Genomic DNA, 19,382 nt, shown 5'->3' on the forward strand with positions numbered 1-19,382 from the left:
GTAATGATTGGCAGTTCGCGGGCATGTACTGCGACGAAGGTATCTCTGGCACCTCTATGAAGCACCGTGAGGGATTCCAAACCATGATCGATGACGCCCTGGCAGGCAAAATCGATCTCATCCTCACCAAAAGCGTCTCCCGGTTCGCACGCAACACCGTCGACTCCTTGACCACCGTGCGCAAGCTCAAAGACGCAGGCGTCGAGGTCTATTTTCAGAAGGAAAATATTTACACCTTTGACACCAAAGGCGAATTACTCATCACGATCATGTCGAGTCTGGCGCAAGAAGAATCCCGCTCGATCTCCGAAAACGTCACCTGGGGACACAGGAAACGTTTTGCCGATGGGAAGATTATGGTTCCCTACGCATCACTACTCGGATATAAGAAAGGAGCGGACGGCAGTCTCGTCATCGACGAAACCCAGGCACCGACCGTCAGGCTGATCTACCAGCTGTTCCTTGACGGGATGGCGATCAGTGAGATTAAAACCGAACTCGCTGCCCGCAAGATTCTCACCCCGCGCGGGAAAGAAGTATGGTCAACATCGACAGTGCGCTCCATTCTATCCAACGAAAAATACAAAGGCGACGCTCTTCTCCAAAAGACGTTCACCACCGATTTCCTTACTAAAAAGATGAAGGTCAACGAAGGCGAAGTACCCCAATACTACGTAACAGGCAATCACGAGCCGATTATTGCTCCGCATATCTGGGATCAGGTGCAATACGAACTCTCCACCAGACATGGCAACATATCATCAGCGAAAGTCGGGTTGTTCTCCACCCGGCTCAAATGCTTTCAGTGTGGTGCGTGGTATGGGCGTAAAACGTGGGCATCGAACACGAAATACAAGTACACAGTCTGGCAATGCAACCACAAATACGCAGGGCAGCACCCTTGCAGCAGCGCGACAGTGAAAGACGAGCAGATCAAGGATTCTTTCGTGCAAGCGCTCAACCAACTGATCGCCCGCCACCGGTACGAAAGCCACCTACCGCAGGTGCTTGGCGACATGTTCGATACGAGCCGTTTGGAAGAACAAGCCGCCGCCTGCCAGGCGAAAATCGTGGAGCTGACCGAGCAGATCGAAGCACTGATTGCGGAAAACCAGCAACGCGCGCTCGACCAAGACGCCTACCAAGCCCACTACACAGAGCTCGATACTGCCTACCGTAAGACGCTCGCACGCAAAGCGAGCCTAGAGGCAGATATCGCAGCGAACACCGCCAAGCACGCCGCCATCACCACAACCCTGAATGATCTGACAGGGGAACCGGTGAGCGAGTTTCACCCCGCACAATGGAGCGCACTCATCGACCACGCCATCGTAGGCGAAGATACGATCCGGTTCGTATTCCGAGTTGGTGAGGTAGTGAGGGTTCAGCTTTAGATTTGAGATGAAGATTCTGGCCCGTTCGTGCATGAGCGCGGACGGGCTTTTCTCATGCCCAGAAATCATGGCAACAGGGGAAGCGATAGTGCTCAGGAAGCATTTCCGCAGGTCAGGGCAAACGCGCTACACACTCGCTAACGCAAGCGATTTTCTTGACCCCCTTGGGGCGTACGCGCTAACGCAAACGCCTACTTATCATTTTCGACGTCCAAGTGGAGCGGGCGACGGGAATCGAACCCGCATGACCAGCTTGGAAGGCTGGGGCTCTACCATTGAGCTACGCCCGCGATGTCAGCGCCGATAGGCGTGACTGCTCGCGTGAACGAATCGATCGTAACGTGCCGAGGCTGAAAAGTGAAATCGAAAAACCACGATCTATCCCACAAACTGGATTGAGTGGGAGAATTGGTTTTCGTTCAGCGGATGCATTATCATTTCCAAGCGGTGGAAAACCGACCGGGGTGTAGCGCAGCTTGGTAGCGCATCTGCTTTGGGAGCAGAGGGTCGCAGGTTCAAATCCTGTCACCCCGACCATTTTCGATTTATTGTCATTCATTCCGAATGTGCCGTTCTTCTTGGGTTCTTCAGCTGTCCCCGTTGCGTTCCGCTCCTCTCGAATTTTCGAGGGTGGCTGGCCACTGCCTCTTCCTGTGAATCCCTCGGTTACCCCCTTGTATCCATCGCGGCGAGGCCTCTGACTTCAGCACTTTGTGCCTCTGCACACACTGCAGTGAGACCCCTGTACCCAGCACGCTGCCGTGCTCTTGTGTTGCCTCCTGATCTGCACGTTGACACTCCCACACCCATCAAATATTGTATTGAACCAAACATATTATTCGGTTGACCGAAAACCTAACTTGGGCATATAGTGAGAGCCGTTATCGTTAAGGGCTGGGAGGGAATACGACCAGCGGCATCACACATAAGGGGAGAAAGAGTGAAGAAAAGAACTGTGTGCCTTCGAGCAGCGATGGTCGCCGTGGCGGTGGCTAGTCTTGCAGGCTGCGGCAATACCCAGGCGAACATGTCAGGAGCGACCGCCGCGAATGGTCAATCCGGCGCACAACGCTCCTCCAACACAGTGAATGTGGTGGCTACAACCACCCAAGTGTGCGATTACGTCACGCAGATCGCCGGCAACGCCGATGAGCACTCGACGCTGGCGCTCAACAAAACTGACGCACAGGGCGCCACTCATGCCTTAGGAGCGCCAGTCCAGTCAGCCGTCACCACGATTAACCTGACGTGCCTACTCGCCCCGAATGCCTCGGCACATGAACACGAGATGACCCCGGCACAGGCAGACGCCCTTGCTCACGCCGACATCATGTTCGTTTCTGGCGTCGACCTGGAACACTTCCTTGACTCAGCAATCCAGGCATCTGGCTTCCACGGGATCATGGGAGTGACATCGGGAGTTCTGACGGCAGCGGAAGTCGACGACCCTGCCTCGGTGACCAAGCGTGAAAGCGACCTGCCCTACACCATTGATCGCGGCACGCAGAAGGTCGATGTGCAAAAGTGGCCGTTCCCGCCTGAAGATGGTGCCGCAACACCGGAGTTTCAGTACGACCCGCATGTGTGGACCAGCCCGAAGAACGCCGCCATCCAGGTGCGCAATATCGGTGAAATCCTCGGCAAAGCCTCGCCTGACAACAAGGACCTCTTCGACCGGCACGTTGCGCAGTACACGCAGACCCTGACCGACCTGGACGGATGGGTGCGTGAAGCGATCGATTCGGTTCCGCCTCAGCACCGCGTCCTCTTCACCTCTCACGACGCATTCGGATACTTCTCCAAAGACTACGGCGTGAAGTTCATCGGCGCAGCCCTGTCGGATTTCAACAGCCAACAGGACGCCACCGCTGACCACATCAAGAAAGCCGCCCAACAGGTCAAGGACTCAGGAGCGGTCGCGCTTTTTGCAGAAAACTCCAACAACTCGAAGTCAATCGAGGCAGTTGCTCAGGCCGCCGGTGTCAAAGCAATCGTCGGAGACGACGCACTATACGGCGACTCCCTCGGACCCGACGGGTCGGCAGGACAAACCTACGTCGGCTCCATCACTCACAACGTGACGACGCTGGTCCAGGCGTGGAACGGGAACGTACCACAGCTGCCTGACACGCTCGCAGAAAAATAGGCAACGGAGCAAGGAAAGGCTATGGGCGCGGCACTCGAATTCGACAACTGCTCACTGGCATACGGCAATAAGACAGTGCTCACCGGAGTGGATGGCAGCATCCAGGCAGGTGAAGCGCTGGCACTGATCGGGCCGAACGGGTCAGGAAAGACCACGCTGCTGCGCGGCATCATCGGATCCGTCCGCGTCAGCGCCGGTCACCTTCGAGTGCCGCCAGGCTCAACAGTGGGATACGTCCCGCAACAGCTCAACCTGGACCCCACATTCCCCATCACTGCTCGCCAGGTAGTTGCGATGGGATACCGAGGTCAGCGGAAACTGTTTGGGCGGCTCGGATCGACCGGCAAACAGCGCATCGAGGACGCCCTCGCCAATGTCGGGATGAGTGATCGTGGAGACGTCCGGTTCGGTGACCTGTCTGGCGGGCAGCGTCAGCGCATCCTGTTGGCGCGGGCCCTGGTCGCTGAGCCGGCGATGATCCTGCTCGACGAGCCGTTCAACGGGTTGGATGAGCCGAACCGCCGTGCCCTGCTCTCCATCATCACCAACGCCAAGAACCAGGGCGTAGCCGTCGTGATCTCCACGCATGACCTCATCTTGGCTGACGCTACCTGTGAACGGGCACTGCTGCTGGCAGGCAGGCAAGTGGCATTCGGGCCAATCGCACAGGTACTGACACCGGAGCTGGTGGCGAAGGCATACGGCGGGTCGGTGCCCGTCGAACTCGCAGCGACCAGCGCAGGTAAAGAGGAGCACCGCGCTGATCGGCGTGCTCGCATCGCGCACATAGCGACACAGGAGTCCGAGCATGTGGGCTGAATGGCTTGAAGGTCTACGGCAGCTTCTGCAGCCACTACCTGGATGGGGATTTATTGCGTCAGCTCCGTACACGTTCAGGCCATTTGTCTTGCTGATTATCCTGGCCTGCGCCAGCGGAGTGGTCGGCGTGCTGGTCAACGTGCGGTGTGCGGAGTTCAACGCAGAATCACTGGTTCACGGCGTCTTCCCTGGCATCGTAGTAGGTGCCCTTTATGGCGGCATCGACATGATCGTGCCCGGAGCTGCGCTATGTGCATGCGCAGTCATCGCAGCACTGGTGTGGGCCGGGCAGCGCAGCCACATTTCCGAGGGATCCACCGCAACGATTCTGACGACCTTCTTCGCACTGGGCGTGGTGATCTCGCTGAAAAAAGGCGACATGTCCGGCCAGCTGGAAGCGCTCATGTTCGGCCGACTGCTGGACGTGACCGATGCGCGCCTGGCGCAGTCCGTCCTCTTCTGCCTGCTCGCCATCGTGATCGTCGCCCTGACGTGGCGCGGCCAGGTAATCACCGCCTTCGACCGCGATACCGCTCCGGTTCTGGGAGTCAACACCCTCCTTGTCGACATTGTTCTCAACACCGCGATCGCCGCCGTTGTTGTATCAGCCGCTTCCGCCATCGGCGTCCTGCTGGTGATCGGATATCTGGTGATCCCTGGGGCCAGCGCTCGACTGGTCGCCCGCACCGTCGGGTGGATGATTCCCGTGGGGATTGCGGTCGGCGTCGGCGGGGCGGTCCTGGGGATGCATGTTATGAACTTGCCGGTTTCGCGCCCAATCTCACCGCAGGCTGCTGTCTCGCTCAGTGTGTGTGCCATGTTCGGGCTGGTACTGGCTGTGCGCACGTTGTACCGCATGTGCGTGCGCGCACTGGACACCGGGCACGTGACGCAGCCTGTCGCCCACCCGATTCAGGGAGTGCGCCCATGATCTCGATGTGGACCATCATCGCCCTGCCGCTGGTTGAAGTAATCGTTGTGGGAGCTCTGTGCGGCCTGGTCGGATCCCTCGCCGTACTCAGCCAGCGCATCTTCTTCACTGAATCAATCACCCATGCCGCGTTCCCGGGCGCCGTCATCGGCGTGGTCGGCGCGGCGCTGGTCTCGAGCAGCCATGAGGCTTTGTCTCTGGGACTGTTCATCGGTGCTGGCCTGGCCTCACTCGTCCTCGCGCTGTTGATGCATGGCGTATCGGCCCTGAAAGGAATTTCCTCGCAGGCGGCCGCCGGAATCACGCTCACCGTGGGGTTTGCCTCTGGCTACTTCCTCAATAAGTGGTTCGCGCCCCTGCCGCTGCGAATCGACGGCTTCCTGACAGGATCCCTGCTGGCATGTACGCGCATCGACGTTATCGCGGCCGCCCTCGTCCTTATTGTCGCTGGGGGAGTGTGGGCGTTGATGGGCGGGCGGCTGGTAGCAGTCAGCTTCGACGCGGTGAACTACCGAGCCAGCGGAGGGCGGCCTGACCTGATGCGCCTGATCACCCTGGGTCTGATTATCGCGACGGTGACGGTCATTATTCCGGCGGTCGGCACCGTCGTGTCAATCTCCTTAATCGCCGCCGCACCCACCGTCTTGAAGGGGCGCGTCGCATCGACGCCGCGTTTCGTCGCACTGTCCACGCTCGCGTCTACCATTATTGCCGTAGTTGGACTGGGGCTTGCGGTCGTGTGTGGCCTGTCAGCAGGCGGCACGATCGCGTTGGTTGCAGGAGGCTTCTTCGTTATTGTCGAGGCAGGCTCACGCATCGCTTCGTCGAAACTCGCATCTGCGATATAGGTCAAAAGACCCAATAACCGCAGGTCATGGGTTAGTCTGTGCTCATAGGAGAAATCCTCCTACATAATGTCCGCGTGACGTCGTGTGAGCTTTGGCGACAACCTTGTCAACGCATCTGCAGGCACAGACGCCTGTCTTTTTATGCGCACGAGGGCACGGCGCTGCGCGCAAAAAGGAGAGAGCAATGGAAGGCACGATGCGCGCCCAGCGTCTGCATTCAGATCGCACCGTAACGATCGAGGATATTCCGATTCCCAAACCCGGTCCGAACCAGGTCCTCATCAAAGTTGCCTACTGTGGAATCTGCCATTCGGATATGGCGCTGATCGACAGTGATTTTCCCATGAAAATGCCGGAAATCACGCAGGGCCACGAGTGCTCGGGCACCATCGCAGAGATGGGATCGAATGTGCAGGGCTGGGAGATCGGCGACAAGGTCATCCCGCAGTCGGGTATGCCCTGCCTGAAGTGTCGCGAATGCCGCCGAGGTAACCGAGGCTCATGCCAAAACCTGCGCATTATGGCATTTGACTATGACGGTGCATGGGCGCAGTACACAGTGGCCAACGCTGAAGGACTCACCCGCGTGCCCGATGGTGTGCCGATGGAACAGGCCGCGATCCTCGCTGATGCCGTGGCAACCCCGTTCGGAGCAGTCAAGCACACCGGCAAGGTCTCGATGGGCAACGCCGTTGCCGTGTGGGGATTGGGTGGAGTCGGAACCCACATCGTCCAGCTGTCCCGGCTGGCGGGTGCGTACCCTGTCATTGGTATCGACATCAACGAGGGTGTGTTTGATCGAGCCAAACGTCTGGGCGCTGACTTCACGTTCCGATCCGACGACCCCGAACTGATGGACAAGATCAAGAAAGCGACGGGTGGGCGCATGATTGACGTTGCGTTCGACGCTGCCGGTCTTCAGGTGACCTTCGAGCAGGCAGTGCAGTCACTGGACTACAGGGGGCGCGCCGTGCTGGTCGGGCTGTCACGCCAGGAATTCCACGGCGGAAGCCTGTACGATTTTGGCGTCAAGCGCCGTCAGGCCATAGGACACCTGGGCTACGAAGTAGTGGACATCTTCCTGCTTGCTGAACTCGTCAAGGCCGGGCGACTGGATCTGTCCGAATCGGTCTCTCAGATCATCTCGCTGGAGAATCTGGAAGAAGGCCTGGACATCATGCGCAATAAGACAGGTAACCCGATCCGTATAGTCGTCGATCCGTGGGCTGAAAGCTAGGGTGCCTCTCGGTGGCTGGCCGTTGGTCTGCAGCAGCATAGTGAGCCAGCCCCACCGATTCGACGCAAACTCACTGATCTGCCACAGTCGCCCTCGTTCGTCACAATGAGCGAGGGCGACTTGCGTGCGCCGCTCTACCTCGCCATGATCAAGTTGAGGGCGCGCGGCACGCATTCGATGTGCAAAGGCATGGGCATGAGACGCTCGCCGTCAGCAAATGCATCGAGGCCGCTGACTTCGATGTCAACACTGTGGGCACGGTACATGTGGACCTCCGGTACCTCCTCCAGGCGGTGCAGGAAGACCTTCGGAACTTTGCTGATCGCTTCGAGGCGATTGAGCGTTTCCACCAGGCTGATCGACAGCAGGCCGTCGCGGGGGTTAGCATGCGGACACATCATGATGCCGCCGCCATACGTCTTGGTAATGGCAATGGCGTTGAGAATTGTCGGGACGTGATGTGTGCCTTTGCCGTCGATGCGGATCGTTGTGCGCAGGGGGCGTAGGCGTGCGAACTCGATGCCCAGTGCCAGCAGGTAGCGTGAATTACCCTTCGGCCATCTGATCTGGTTGGCACGATCGTTAATCATTGAATCCACGCCCGCGCACATAATTGTTGCGAAGTAGCGTTCTTCCCCGTTCGCGTGGCTCATGAGGCCCACATCAACGCTGTCGTGGTGGCCGTCCACAATGAGTGATGCGGCTGCTCTGGGATCGAAAGGAATGGAATATTCGCGTGCCAGGTCGTTACCGGTGCCAGCCGGTATGACACCGAAGAGTTTGCCTGTGCCGACCACCTCCTGCAATGCAAGGTTGATCAGCCCGTCTCCGCCGCACACCACAATCGCGTCAATGGTTGGGTCAGCGACAAATTCGCGAGTGCGCAGGCTCGTCGTCAGTGGCAGGTAGCTGGCAATGGAGACCACATCGATGCCGCGATTGGCCAGAAACTCAGTGGCGCGCCGTGCCGCATCCATCGACGATCCCAAACCTGCAACAGGGTTTGTAATCAGTGCGATCCGACGGATCGGGCTCTGTGGCCGTGAATGGGGATCGGTCATACATACTCCGTTCATTTCTTGTTCTACGCCACAGCGATCGTCGCTGTCAGATGGGATGCAATTGATATAGTGTAGCGATTTAAGCGGGCGTGTCGAACAAGTATCCGCAGAAGCGCCGCCGTGTGACGCGAGGTAACCCCCCCGTGCCACGTGCCCTATTCGCCTGAGGGCTTGCGGGCGCCAGGCAGGAAGAACGTCAGTGCACATCCCAGTCCGAGGGCTGCGCCGGCCACTCCCATTGCGCGCGACGTTCCGACGCTGAAAGCCTCCGACAGTTTGTCGATCACCTCATCGGTCAGTTCCGCTGGAACGCCTTCTGAACCGTCCGAGTCAGTCAGCGCCCGAATGGAAGCGCCAGCTGAAGGTGCGACAGACGCTTCGATGCCGTGACGTGCCTGCTCGGGCAGCGGCACATCGTCGAGGCTTCCCTGTACCTGTGAATTCACCGACGCAGCCAGGAACGTTGCAACCAGAGCAATTCCCAACGCTGTACCGACCTGACGTGTCGTGGACTGGGTGGCGGATGCCTGCCCCGACGTGCTGGGTGGCACATCAACCAGAATGACGGATGTGAGTTGCGCTGACGCCAACCCCAGACCAAAACCGTAGGCAACCAGTGCTGTGACGATAACTGCGATGGGCGTGTGGGCTGTCAGGCTGATCGCCAGGCTGAATACGGCAATGGATTCTATGGCCAGTCCGGCGCGCGCCACCCACGTTGCAGAAAAGAGACGCCCCAGTGGGGATGCTGAGCCACCTGCGATAAAGGCGCCTGCAGCCATTGCAGCCAGGACACCGCCTGATTGGAGCGGTGTGAGCATGCGGACGTTCTGAAGGTACAAAGGCAACGCGAAGAGCAGACCGAATTCTCCCACTGAGATTGCCGCAGCGGCCACGTTCCCTGCAGAAAAGCTTCGGAGCTTGAAAAGATTCAGATTCAGCAGGTGCGGCCCGTCCACTCGCAGCTGTCGCCGTTCCCACCAGATGAAAAAGCCGAGCAGGACGGCGGCCAGAGCAGCCGCCAGCGGCACAGGCGAGAGTGGCCATGACGTCCAGTCCTCATTGATCGGCTTCCACCAGCCCAGGTCACGCCCCTGAATCAGTGCGTAGACCAGAGCGGCGAAACCGATTGACGAGGTGATAAACCCGCCCGCGTCGAAACCGTGTTCGGAGCGTTCTCCATAAGTGTTGGGCACGAAGAAAATGCAGCCGAGCGCAACGATGATGCCGATCGGAACATTGATCAGGAAAATCCACGGCCAGGTGGTGCTCGTCGTGATCCAGCCACCCAGCAGAGGACCAACAGCGGCCATCCCTGAAATAACTGACCCCCACACGGCGAACGCAATCATGCGCCTCTTGCCTGTAAACGTCGCGTTGACAGTTGAGAGTGTTGTTGGAGAAACGGCCGCCGCTCCGGTGCCCTGCAGGAAACGTGCGATGAGCAGAGGAGTGAAAGTACGCGCCGTGCCGGCAATGATTGATGCGATAACAAAGATGGCGATCCCTGCCAGAAGGATGTTGCGTCGTCCCCAGTTATCGGCCAGACGTCCCACGGTGATCAGCAGCGCCGAGAAAATCAGCGCGTAGCTCGTTGTCAGCCATTGAGCCTGCGTGAATGTGAGCTCGAGGTCACGCATGATTGTCGGCAAAGACACGTTGATGATGGTGCCGTCCATAACGATCAGTGACAGTGCCAGAGACAGGAAAACGAGTGCGATCCAGGGGTGCGCCAGTGTTGATGACTGAGATGGCGCAGTGGACGCACTTTTCAGGGAGGTCGGTGTCATGCCATGATTATGACACACCGTCATTAAAGTGGCGCGCGGTCATCCGCCCGATGATTCAAGCTGGAGTTTCGACACGGCGCCGCGGTCGCCCTCGTTCATCGTGATTGCCGAGGGCGACCGGAGTGCTACACGGAAGGCGTTAAAGCTAGACCAAAGATCGGGACCGCCAGAGCCAGTACGGTGCCCATCACCAGGAAGATGCCGACGACGTTAAACCAGAAACCTGCCTTGATCATGTCGACGATGCGCACGTAACCCGACCCGTACGCGATGGCGTTTGGAGGCGTGGCGACCGGGAGCATGAACGCACACGTGGCAGCCAACGCAGCCGGGATCACGAAGAGCAGGATGTTCATATCGCCGTACCCAAGGCCGATGGCGACGCCGCCGATAATCGGCAGGAACGCGGCAGCAGTTGCGGTGTTGGAGGTGAGCTCCGTCAGAGCCAGGACGAGCGCCGTGATCGCGAACAAAATCACGATGATGGGCAGGGTGCGCAACTGCTCAACTGAGTGGCCTACCCAGTTTGACAGGCCCGTGTGAGAGAACTGGCCAGACAGAGCCAGACCGCCACCGAACAGCAGGATGATATCCCAGGGTAGGTCCTTCATTGACTCCCAGTTCATCAAACGCACCCCTCGCTTCGGGTCTGCCGGAATGATGAAGAGCAGCAAGGAGATCCCCATGCCGATAATGGTGTCGATCCCCTTGATCTGAATGCCGAAAAACTTCAGGAAAAAGGGCAGGAACACCCACAAGATGGCGGCGGCCACGAAGAGGATGCCGACGAGTAACTCGCCGCTGCCCATCGGGCCGAGCTTCTTCAGTTCACTGCGAATGAGCTTCTTACCTCCGGGGATTTCCGAGATTTCCGGTGGGAACAGAACATATGTCAGCAGGAACCATCCGATCGCCAGGAACGTCACCGCCAGTGGGACACCTACCAGCATCCACTGTCCGAAACCGATCGAAATATCGTGGTTTTCCTTCAGGTATGCCACCAGGAGCGAGTTGGGCGGAGTGCCGATGATGGTTCCCAGTGAGCCGATCGAAGCGGAATAGGCGATGCCGAGCATGAGGGAAATGGCGAACTTCGAGTGATATAGCTGCGTCTGCTTACTGATCGTTTCCGAGGCATCCTTACCTTTTTGAACGATTGCTGCCACGACGCCACCTTTTGTGGCGTCGCGAGCTGTGCCGGACACTGATTCAGCGTCGGCGGGTAGATCCTCAGAATCTGCCTGGCGGGAACCTTCGAGCTGGGAGACGAGCTGCAGCACCGACATTCCGATGGGCAGCATCATGACGGCGGTCGCGGTGTTGGACACCCACATTGACAGGAAGCCAGTTGCGATCATGAATCCTGCGACCAGTTGGCGAGGTTTCGTCCCGACCATGTTGACCACGGTCAGCGCGATACGTCGGTGCAGGTTCCAGCGCTGCATGGCGAGCGCCAGGATGAATCCACCCATGAACAGGTAGATCGTGTCCGAGGCGTACGGTCCGGCTGTTCCGGAAAAAGAATCGACCTGTAGGGCAGGGAAGACGACCATTGGAATCAGGGCAGTGGCGGCGAGCGGGATGGCTTCGGTCATCCACCAGATGCCCATGAGGATCGCGACCGCGGCCACGATGGGCAGGCCGTCAAGATTCATGGTGCTGAGCTTGTCGTCGGACAAGCCTTGTGCTGCGATGTCGGCGGCATTGTCGGGCATGATGAAGTACACCAGTACAGCCAGGAGCGGGCCTCCCAGCAGGCCCGCCATGCGCACAAGGTGGACGGTACGTGATGGCGCTACGTAGTCATCAGCTGCCGCATGTGATGACGATGTGTGAAGGGTAGGAATACTCATGGTGACCTTTCGTGACACAGAGGACGCGTCGCCCTCGACGGAGAATCCCAGAACAGATGCGCGACGCGGCGTACCATCGTCGGTCCGCCACCTGTATGCACAGTGGCGCATATAGGACTTTAGTCGCAGACATTATTGTATGGCACGCCACGACGCACGTCAGTCAATTGCGATGAGAAAAGTTACGAAAAGGACACAAAAGTAGGAAAAAAGCGTGTTCTGTTCCGGTCGGTTCTGGTCGACTGAGAAGCGGGGGAGTGGACGCTTTGTCACTTCTTCAACTCGATGGTCTTCTCCGGGACGGCCACCCGGGCGCGTACGCCCAGCTCCTGATCGAGCGAATCGACTAACGCCTGTGCAGCCTTATCTTCGCCATGCACGCACCACACTGAACGAGGCTGAGGCACCAGATCGCGTACCCAGTCCACCAGCTCCGAGCAATCTGCGTGTACGGAGAATTCCTCGTCGCGAATCACCTCGGCCTGCACGCTCACCCACGCGCCATGCATTTTCAGTTCGCGTGCGCCGTCCAGGAGCGCGCGCCCACGTGTGCCTACCGCCTGATAGCCGGTCAACACGACGGTATGAATCGCCTGGGGGAGCATGTGCTCGATATGGTGCAGGACGCGGCCGCCGGTGAGCATGCCGGAGGCCGACACAATGATGGAAGGCTCCTTAGGATCGTTGAGTTTTTGCGACTGTTCCTGGTCTCGCACCTCAATGAGATTCAGGTTGCTCAGCTTCAGGCCTCCCACTTCATCATTGAGTTCGCCGCGCGCACTGACAGCCTGGTAGAGGCGCAGGGACGCCAGCGCCATGGGGGAGTCCACGTAGATTGGCACCGAGGGGATCTGGCCGGCAGCGACCATGTCGGAAAGTACTTTCAGCACTACTTCAGTGCGGTCGACGGCGAACGCTGGAACCAGAACGGAGCCGCCGCGATCGATGGTTCGGCAGATGGCGTCACGGAACACTTCGTGCTTTTCGTGTCCTGGATCAGCTTCAAAGTGTTCACGATCTCCATATGTTGATTCGAGCAGAACCGTCGGGGCACCCTCGGGAATTTCTCGCGAGCGCAGAACGGGGTGCGTGGGTCGGCCCAGGTCACCGGAAAACAGCGCGTCACCGCCAGGTGTGTGGACGCGGATCGAAGCTGAGCCGAGGATGTGGCCGGCGCGCGTCCAGTGCGCACTGACCTGCCCGCCCACGTCAATGTCAGCGTCGAAATCGACAGCTCGCATCAGTGGCAGCGTGTCCTCAACGTCGTTGACCGTATACAGCGGTAACGGCCGGCGGTGCTTGGAGTACCCATAGGTGCGTGCATGCTCGGCGTCGCGTTCCTGCAGGTAGGCAGAATCTCGCAGAACGATATGTGCCAGGTCGATGGTGGACGGTGTGGCCCAGATGGTGCCGCTGAAGCCCTGCTTGACCAGGCGTGGCAAATATCCCACGTGATCCAGGTGTGCGTGAGTGAGGAGAATGTCCGAAATGGAATCGGCCGGGACTGGAAAATCAGACCAGTTCTTGCGGCGGAGTTTTTTCTCGCCCTGATACAGGCCTGAATCGATGAGAATCCGTCGCTCGCCTCGTGGGGAGTCAACGGTTAGAAGATGCTTGGAACCGGTCACGGTTCCAGCTGCGCCCACGAAAGTTAAGGTCGTTGGAGCCATACCTTTACTGTGACGCAGATTACGTTGCGATGGGGACGTTCAGTGGTGCGTGTCGCACATTCGGTAGATTCATCCCACATATGACGGATCCCTTGCAGACAACGCCTGGGACTTGTCGTAGAATCGAGGGGTTGTCATGTGCCCGAAATACGGGCTGAAATCGAAACAAGACGTTGGAGTGCACACACGTGAAGAGCACTGTTGAGACCCTCGAGCCCACCAAGGTGCGCTTGACCGTTGAGGCCGACCATGAAGAAATCAAGCCTCAGATGGACAAGGCATACAAGGAAATTTCGAAGCAGGCGAATATCCCCGGTTTCCGTAAGGGACACGTTCCGCCGCGCATTATCGATCAGCGATTTGGTCGTGCCGCCATCATCGAGCAGGCAGTCAACGAGGTTTTGCCTCGCCTGTACTCGCAGGCGGTCGTGGAAAACGAACTGCGCCCCATGGCTCAACCCAGCATCGAAGTCACCGAAATTCCGGCGACCAGCGGCCCGATCAGCGGCAAGCTCGTCTTCACCGGCGAGGTCGACATCGTTCCCGCCTTCGAAGTGCCCGAAATTACCGATGACATGACCGTTGAGGTTGACCCGGCGGATGTCACCGACGAAGACGTGCAGACCGAGCTGGACCGCCTGCGCGCACGTTTCGCCACGCTGAAGTCCGTCAAGCGCCAGGCTAAGACCGGCGACTTCGTCACCATCGACCTGACTGCAACGGTCGACGGTGAAGAGGTGGATTCGGTGTCCGAGGTTTCCTACGAAATCGGTTCCGGCACGATGCTGGATGGCCAGGACAAGGCTCTGCGCGGCACGCACTCGGGTGACGACGTGACCTTCACGTCCAAGCTCAAGGGTGGAGATCATGCCGGTGAAGAGGCGGAAGTTGTCCTGCACGTTCACTCCGTGAAGATGCGCGAAATGCCGAAGGTTGATGACGAATTCGCCCAGATGGCATCCGAATTCGACACTGCTGACGAACTCATGGAGGACATGAAGAAGCAGGCTGAGCAGACCAAGCGTTCTCAGCAGGCGCTGGACGCACGCGACCGTCTGGTCGATGCACTGCTGGACAGGGTGGAAATCCTCCTGCCTGAATCCGTCATCGACGAGGCTGTCAAGCAGCAGCTGGGTGACAAGCCCACCGCCAAGAAGAAGAAGGAAGCCCGCGAAGAGCTCGAACTCGAGTTCCGTCGCGACATCCTCTCCGACGAACTGGCCAAGAAACTGGAAGTCCAGGTTTCCCAACGCGAACTGATCGACTACCTGATGCAGATGTCGCAGACCTACGGCATCGACATTAACCAGCTGATCTCTTCGCCCGAGGAAGTCCAGACCGTGGTTGCACGACTGACCCGCACCAAGGCCATCATCGAGGCCCTGCGTCTGGTCACCGTGAAGGACACAAACGGCCAGGCCATCGACCTGACTGAGTTCTTTGGTGATGAAGAAGCTAGCGATGATGCAGCCGAAGGCGCTGACGAAGCGGCTGAGGATGCAGCTGAGGCCGACGATGCAGCCGAGACTGAAGACGCAGAGGCAGCAGAAGCTGACGAGAAGTGATCGCGTAGCTGATCAATCACTCACACGCGGGGCAGGAACCAGAAAACGGTCCTGCCCCGCCTGCATGAGGTGAGCATGTATGAGCGTGCGCGAGCGTGCGCCGTCAGCGAAAAGTGCCAATCCAGGCCGACGGCGCAGTGCGAAACCGGTAGGTTGGACATCAGTGATGAAAAGTGCCCGATGGAAGGACGTCAAGTGAGTGAACAGCGCGTGAGAGGCGCCGACGGCGCGCAGCCTCAAGGCTCGTTCGGAGATGCTGTCTACCAGCGTCTGCTCAAGGAACGCATTATCTGGCTGGGAAGTGCAGTGGAAGACGAAAATGCGAACGCAATCTGCGCGCAGATGCTGCTTCTGGCTGCTGAAGATCCCGACCGCGACATCTACCTGTACATCAACAGCCCCGGCGGCTCGGTCACCGGCGGCATGGCCATCTACGACACGATGCAGTACGTCAAGCCGGATGTTGTCACCGTGGCCATGGGTCTTGCAGCGTCCATGGGACAGTTCCTGCTCACCGCAGGCGCACCCGGCAAGCGTTTCATCACCCCGCACACGCGTGTCCTCATGCACCAGCCCTCAGGCGGGGCCGGTGGTTCGGCCACCGACATTCGCATCAACGCCGAACTGATTCTCAAGATGAAGCGCGAACTGGCGGAAATCACCGCTGAGCGCACCGGTAAGTCCGTCGAGCAGATCCTTGCGGATTCCGACCGCGACCACTGGTTCAGCGCTCAGGAAGCTGTCGATTACGGATTTGCCGACAAGATCGTCTCCACACCGCAGGAGATCGGCCACCGTGCCAACGACGCGCAGAACGGAGAGAACTGATATGTCCAGCACTGCTCCTTACTTTGACGCAATGGCCCGTCAGATGCCGCAGGCCCGCTACGTGCTGCCCACCTTCGAGGAGCGCACCGCCTACGGGTACAAGCGCCAGGATCCGTACGCCAAACTGTTCGAGGACCGCATCGTGTTCCTCGGAGTTCAGGTTGACGATTCGTCGGCTGACGATGTGATGGCTCAGCTGCTCGTGCTGGAGTCTCAGGATCCCGATTCAATGATCACGATGTACATCAACAGCCCCGGCGGCTCGTTCACTGCGATGACCGCCATCTACGACACCATGCAGTACGTCAAGCCTCAGATCCAGACCGTGTGCCTGGGGCAGGCCGCCTCGGCTGCCGCCGTGTTGCTGGCCGCGGGCGCGCCTGAACGCCGACTCGCACTGCCGAACGCTCGTATCCTGATTCACCAGCCTGCGATGGAAGGCATGCACGGTCAGGCCTCGGACATCGAGATCGTGGCCGATGAGATTGACCGCATGCGCAAGTGGCTCGAAGACACCCTGTCGAAGCATTCAGGCGTCAGTTCGGAGCAGGTACGCCGCGACATTGAACGCGACAAGATCCTCACTGCTGAGCAGGCCCGCGAGTACGGTCTGATCGACCAGGTGCTCGAGCCGCGCAAAGCCCAGTAACTGATCGCCGGCGCGTAGTATCGCTGGCTCAGATACGCGCGGTGCTGCTCGCATGTATCAGCAGGTGGTGCCAGTCACTTTGTTCAGCGCGCCGAGCTGTTCGTGGACAAGTCGCCCTCGTCAATTACGTGACACCCGACCGGGAAACCTCACATGATTGGCGAGGGCGTTCCCACGCGCGCCGGTTCGCCCACTGCGGATGGCTCCATTAGGCTAGAAACACGCGCATGGAGGTGTGCGGATCAAATGGGAGGCGCGTCATGGCACGGTTGACGGATGGGGCAGAACTGCTCAAGTGTTCGTTCTGCGGCAAGACACAAAAACAAGTGCGCAAGCTGATCGGCGGCTCCGGTGTGTACATCTGCAACGAGTGCATCGAACTGTGCAACGAAATCATTGAAGAAGAGCTGCAGACTGACAGCGCGCCTACGCAGACCCCGCTACCCAAACCGCGCGAAATCTTCGACTTCCTTGACTCGTGGGTCATCGGTCAGGACCGCGCCAAGCGCGCACTATCTGTAGCAGTCTACAACCACTACAAGCGCGTGCGCTCCAGGGAAGCCGGAAACGATGAGGATATGCAGGGCACCAAGTCCAATATTCTCATGCTGGGTCCAACCGGAACCGGGAAAACCCACCTGGCCCGATCGCTTGCCCGCATGCTGCACGTTCCGTTCGTGATCGTGGATGCCACTGCGCTGACGGAGGCAGGGTATGTTGGCGAGGACGTTGAAAACATCCTGCTCAAACTTATCCAGGAAGCCGACGGCGACATCAAGAAGGCGGAACGCGGCATCATCTACATTGACGAGATCGACAAGATTGGCCGCAAGGGCGAAAATGCGTCGATCACGCGAGACGTATCGGGCGAGGGTGTCCAACAGGCACTGCTCAAGATTATTGAAGGGACCGTCGCATCCGTCCCGCCTCAAGGCGGTCGCAAGCATCCGCACCAGCAGTTCCTCGAAATCGACACATCCGGCATTCTGTTCATCGCGGCCGGCGCATTTGCCGGTATCGAGGAGATCGTGCGGGCGCGCCTTGGACAGCGCTCCACAGGTTTTGCCTCGTCACTGAAATCCTCTTCCGAAATGGGTGACATTTACGAATCAGTCACGCCCGAAGATCTGCACAAGTTCGGCATGATTCCGGAATTTATCGGCAGGCTCCCGATCCTCACCTCAACGAAACTGCTCACCGAGCAGGACCTGGTTCGCGTCCTCACCGAGCCGCAGGCATGCCTCGTCGCCCAGTACCAGCACCTGTTTGAGCTGGACGACATGACGCTGGAATTTACCGAGGACGCGCTGATGGAGATCGCCTCTGAAGCCAACAGGCGAGGTACGGGCGCGCGCGGCCTGTCCACCATTATGGAAAAGACGCTGTCCGACCTGATGTTTGAACTACCCAGTCGCGACGATGTCGGCACCGTCGTCATTACCCGCGATGTCGTCACCGGCGAGGGGGACGCGGAACTGTATGCCCCTGGTGAGGCGAAGACTCAAAGCGCGTAGCCGCGTTTGCCGGAGCGGGTGTGCCCGGCAGGAAGACATGCACGCGTCGAAGACGACGCAGCACGTAAGACAACGAGGGGAGTGCTGATATGAACCAAACATCTGACCCGAGTGCCGCCAGTGCCGGCACGCAGCCCGCTATTCCTGTAGAACTCAGCCAGGCACGCGAAACGATCGACAATATTGATGCTGCGCTCATCCACATCCTGGCGGAGCGGTTTCGCTGCACGAAGCGCGTAGGGTTCATCAAGGCGGAGCACGATATGCCGCCTGAAGATCGGGCGCGTGAGGCGCGGCAAGTGGCGCGATTGCGGCGTTTGGCGGAAGAAAGCGGGCTGGATCCGGACTTTGCGGAGAAGTTCCTGGCCTTTATGGTGCGCGAGGTTATCCGACATCATGAACACATCAAGCGCAATTTTGGAAACGAGGAGTGAACGGGGCGTAACACGTAAATGACATCGTTCACAAAGTGGGGCCAGTGACCGTATCATAGAGATAGTTCGTCAGAACTGTAATCACGTCATACACTTTCGAGGATATGAGGGCAATGGCAATGAGCCAAAACACCAATACTCCCCCTAATTATGGGCAGGATAACCCTAATTATGGGCAGGAGAATCAGTACAATTCGTCCGGCTCCGATGCGTACGGATCCCAGTCTCAGCAGTACCAGGCTGGACAGCCATCGCCATACGGCCAGCCGGGGCAGTACCAGCAGGCGAGCCAGTATCAGCAGGGAGCAAATCCTGTGGACACCGGCAGCATCGGATGGGCGGTCCTGGGATTCTTCGTCCCGATTGTCGGCCTGGTTTTGTGGTTGGTCTGGAAGGATCAGCGTCCGAACGATTCGCGCATGTCGCGTAACGGCTTCCTGGCATCACTGATCGTGTTCGTTGTTCTCATGATCATATGGTTCATCATTGTTGCGATAGTAGCAGCGAGCGCCTCCGTGTCCATGTCCTAATCCGCGGCACCAGGAACGCGCAAGGCGGCAGATATCCTCAGCGATATCTGCCGCATTTTTGCGTATTTCGAATTCTGCGATTCGAGATACGGCAATGAAATTCTAAAATTTCT

Annotated in this window: 16 protein-coding genes and 2 tRNA genes; 13 read left to right on the plus strand and 5 right to left on the minus strand. The window is 58.7% G+C overall.

Annotated elements, in window-relative coordinates:
- Positions 1-1,394 (plus strand): recombinase family protein (locus HMPREF2975_RS09795; RefSeq protein WP_070727431.1); only part of this gene is annotated, 1,394 nt, incomplete at its 5' end.
- A 216-nt stretch (positions 1,395-1,610) separates the two neighbouring features.
- On the opposite strand, the gene HMPREF2975_RS09800 is transcribed toward HMPREF2975_RS09795, so the two are convergent.
- A tRNA-Gly gene (locus HMPREF2975_RS09800) sits at positions 1,611-1,684 on the minus strand.
- 170 nt (positions 1,685-1,854) lie between these two features.
- On the opposite strand from HMPREF2975_RS09800, the gene HMPREF2975_RS09805 reads away from it, so the two are divergent.
- The 6 genes from HMPREF2975_RS09805 to HMPREF2975_RS09830 all read left to right on the plus strand — a co-directional run bounded on the left by HMPREF2975_RS09805 (position 1,855) and on the right by HMPREF2975_RS09830 (position 7,375).
- Positions 1,855-1,931 (plus strand) — tRNA-Pro (locus HMPREF2975_RS09805).
- Between the two features lie 436 nt (positions 1,932-2,367).
- Positions 2,368-3,540, plus strand: a complete 1,173-nt coding sequence (locus HMPREF2975_RS09810) for a metal ABC transporter substrate-binding protein (protein ID WP_083314518.1) — start codon at positions 2,368-2,370, stop codon at positions 3,538-3,540.
- Between the two features lie 21 nt (positions 3,541-3,561).
- Positions 3,562-4,359: a metal ABC transporter ATP-binding protein gene (locus HMPREF2975_RS09815; protein WP_058236349.1), complete on the plus strand. Its 798-nt coding sequence runs from the start codon at positions 3,562-3,564 to the stop codon at positions 4,357-4,359.
- A complete protein-coding gene (locus HMPREF2975_RS09820) occupies positions 4,349-5,290 on the plus strand; it encodes a metal ABC transporter permease (RefSeq protein ID WP_083314519.1) in 942 nt (313 codons plus the stop codon). Before HMPREF2975_RS09815 ends, HMPREF2975_RS09820 begins: the two co-directional genes overlap by 11 nt.
- Complete coding sequence (locus HMPREF2975_RS09825) at positions 5,287-6,138, plus strand: metal ABC transporter permease (protein WP_070727434.1); 852 nt, start codon at positions 5,287-5,289, stop codon at positions 6,136-6,138. The genes HMPREF2975_RS09820 and HMPREF2975_RS09825 overlap by 4 nt, the downstream gene beginning before the upstream one ends.
- A gap of 184 nt (positions 6,139-6,322) precedes the next feature.
- Positions 6,323-7,375 (plus strand): zinc-binding dehydrogenase, encoded by a 1,053-nt coding sequence (locus HMPREF2975_RS09830; protein WP_070727438.1) that lies wholly within the window; start codon positions 6,323-6,325, stop codon positions 7,373-7,375.
- A 134-nt stretch (positions 7,376-7,509) separates the two neighbouring features.
- On the opposite strand, the gene HMPREF2975_RS09835 is transcribed toward HMPREF2975_RS09830, so the two are convergent.
- The 4 genes from HMPREF2975_RS09835 to HMPREF2975_RS09850 all read right to left on the minus strand — a co-directional run bounded on the left by HMPREF2975_RS09835 (position 7,510) and on the right by HMPREF2975_RS09850 (position 13,749).
- Complete coding sequence (locus HMPREF2975_RS09835; protein ID WP_193600044.1) at positions 7,510-8,436, minus strand: diacylglycerol kinase family protein; 927 nt, start codon at positions 8,434-8,436, stop codon at positions 7,510-7,512.
- Between the two features lie 155 nt (positions 8,437-8,591).
- On the minus strand, positions 8,592-10,226 hold the full coding sequence (locus HMPREF2975_RS09840; protein WP_070727440.1) for an MFS transporter: 1,635 nt from the start codon (positions 10,224-10,226) through the stop codon (positions 8,592-8,594).
- A 125-nt stretch (positions 10,227-10,351) separates the two neighbouring features.
- Positions 10,352-12,079, minus strand: a complete 1,728-nt coding sequence (locus tag HMPREF2975_RS09845) for an SLC13 family permease (protein ID WP_070727568.1) — start codon at positions 12,077-12,079, stop codon at positions 10,352-10,354.
- 269 nt (positions 12,080-12,348) lie between these two features.
- Positions 12,349-13,749: an MBL fold metallo-hydrolase RNA specificity domain-containing protein gene (locus HMPREF2975_RS09850; RefSeq protein WP_070727443.1), complete on the minus strand. Its 1,401-nt coding sequence runs from the start codon at positions 13,747-13,749 to the stop codon at positions 12,349-12,351.
- Positions 13,750-13,937: 188 nt separating this feature from the next.
- Here HMPREF2975_RS09850 and tig point away from each other — a divergent pair, with 188 nt between their 5' ends.
- From tig to HMPREF2975_RS12130, 6 genes are all read left to right on the plus strand, one after another.
- Positions 13,938-15,314: a trigger factor gene (gene tig / locus HMPREF2975_RS09855; RefSeq protein WP_070727446.1), complete on the plus strand. Its 1,377-nt coding sequence runs from the start codon at positions 13,938-13,940 to the stop codon at positions 15,312-15,314.
- Between the two features lie 195 nt (positions 15,315-15,509).
- A complete protein-coding gene (locus HMPREF2975_RS09860; RefSeq protein ID WP_307876270.1) occupies positions 15,510-16,142 on the plus strand; it encodes an ATP-dependent Clp protease proteolytic subunit in 633 nt (210 codons plus the stop codon).
- A 1-nt stretch (position 16,143) separates the two neighbouring features.
- On the plus strand, positions 16,144-16,791 hold the full coding sequence (locus HMPREF2975_RS09865) for an ATP-dependent Clp protease proteolytic subunit (protein ID WP_058236358.1): 648 nt from the start codon (positions 16,144-16,146) through the stop codon (positions 16,789-16,791).
- Between the two features lie 260 nt (positions 16,792-17,051).
- The gene (clpX, locus tag HMPREF2975_RS09870) at positions 17,052-18,305 is read left to right on the plus strand and encodes an ATP-dependent Clp protease ATP-binding subunit ClpX (RefSeq protein WP_058236359.1); all 1,254 of its coding nucleotides are present in this window, start codon (positions 17,052-17,054) and stop codon (positions 18,303-18,305) included.
- A gap of 89 nt (positions 18,306-18,394) precedes the next feature.
- Positions 18,395-18,739: a chorismate mutase gene (locus HMPREF2975_RS09875; RefSeq protein WP_058236360.1), complete on the plus strand. Its 345-nt coding sequence runs from the start codon at positions 18,395-18,397 to the stop codon at positions 18,737-18,739.
- A gap of 113 nt (positions 18,740-18,852) precedes the next feature.
- Positions 18,853-19,269 (plus strand): hypothetical protein, encoded by a 417-nt coding sequence (locus HMPREF2975_RS12130; protein ID WP_083314523.1) that lies wholly within the window; start codon positions 18,853-18,855, stop codon positions 19,267-19,269.
- Positions 19,270-19,382: the final 113 nt, after the last annotated feature.

Origin of the sequence: Actinomyces sp. HMSC065F12, assembly GCF_001814535.1 — a bacterium.
GTDB lineage: Bacteria > Actinomycetota > Actinomycetes > Actinomycetales > Actinomycetaceae > Pauljensenia > Pauljensenia radingae_A.

Coding starts and splice junctions, on each gene's coding strand:
- HMPREF2975_RS09830 (WP_070727438.1), top strand. CDS start 6,323: ATGGAAGGCACGATGCGCGCCCAGCGTCTGCATTCAGATCGCACCGTA.
- HMPREF2975_RS09850 (WP_070727443.1), bottom strand. CDS start 13,749: ATGGCTCCAACGACCTTAACTTTCGTGGGCGCAGCTGGAACCGTGACC.
- HMPREF2975_RS12130 (WP_083314523.1), top strand. CDS start 18,853: ATGGCAATGAGCCAAAACACCAATACTCCCCCTAATTATGGGCAGGAT.
- HMPREF2975_RS09865 (WP_058236358.1), top strand. CDS start 16,144: ATGTCCAGCACTGCTCCTTACTTTGACGCAATGGCCCGTCAGATGCCG.
- HMPREF2975_RS09840 (WP_070727440.1), bottom strand. CDS start 10,226: ATGACACCGACCTCCCTGAAAAGTGCGTCCACTGCGCCATCTCAGTCA.
- HMPREF2975_RS09810 (WP_083314518.1), top strand. CDS start 2,368: ATGGTCGCCGTGGCGGTGGCTAGTCTTGCAGGCTGCGGCAATACCCAG.
- HMPREF2975_RS09825 (WP_070727434.1), top strand. CDS start 5,287: ATGATCTCGATGTGGACCATCATCGCCCTGCCGCTGGTTGAAGTAATC.
- HMPREF2975_RS09820 (WP_083314519.1), top strand. CDS start 4,349: ATGTGGGCTGAATGGCTTGAAGGTCTACGGCAGCTTCTGCAGCCACTA.
- HMPREF2975_RS09835 (WP_193600044.1), bottom strand. CDS start 8,436: ATGACCGATCCCCATTCACGGCCACAGAGCCCGATCCGTCGGATCGCA.
- clpX (WP_058236359.1), top strand. CDS start 17,052: ATGGCACGGTTGACGGATGGGGCAGAACTGCTCAAGTGTTCGTTCTGC.
- HMPREF2975_RS09845 (WP_070727568.1), bottom strand. CDS start 12,079: ATGAGTATTCCTACCCTTCACACATCGTCATCACATGCGGCAGCTGAT.
- HMPREF2975_RS09875 (WP_058236360.1), top strand. CDS start 18,395: ATGAACCAAACATCTGACCCGAGTGCCGCCAGTGCCGGCACGCAGCCC.
- HMPREF2975_RS09815 (WP_058236349.1), top strand. CDS start 3,562: ATGGGCGCGGCACTCGAATTCGACAACTGCTCACTGGCATACGGCAAT.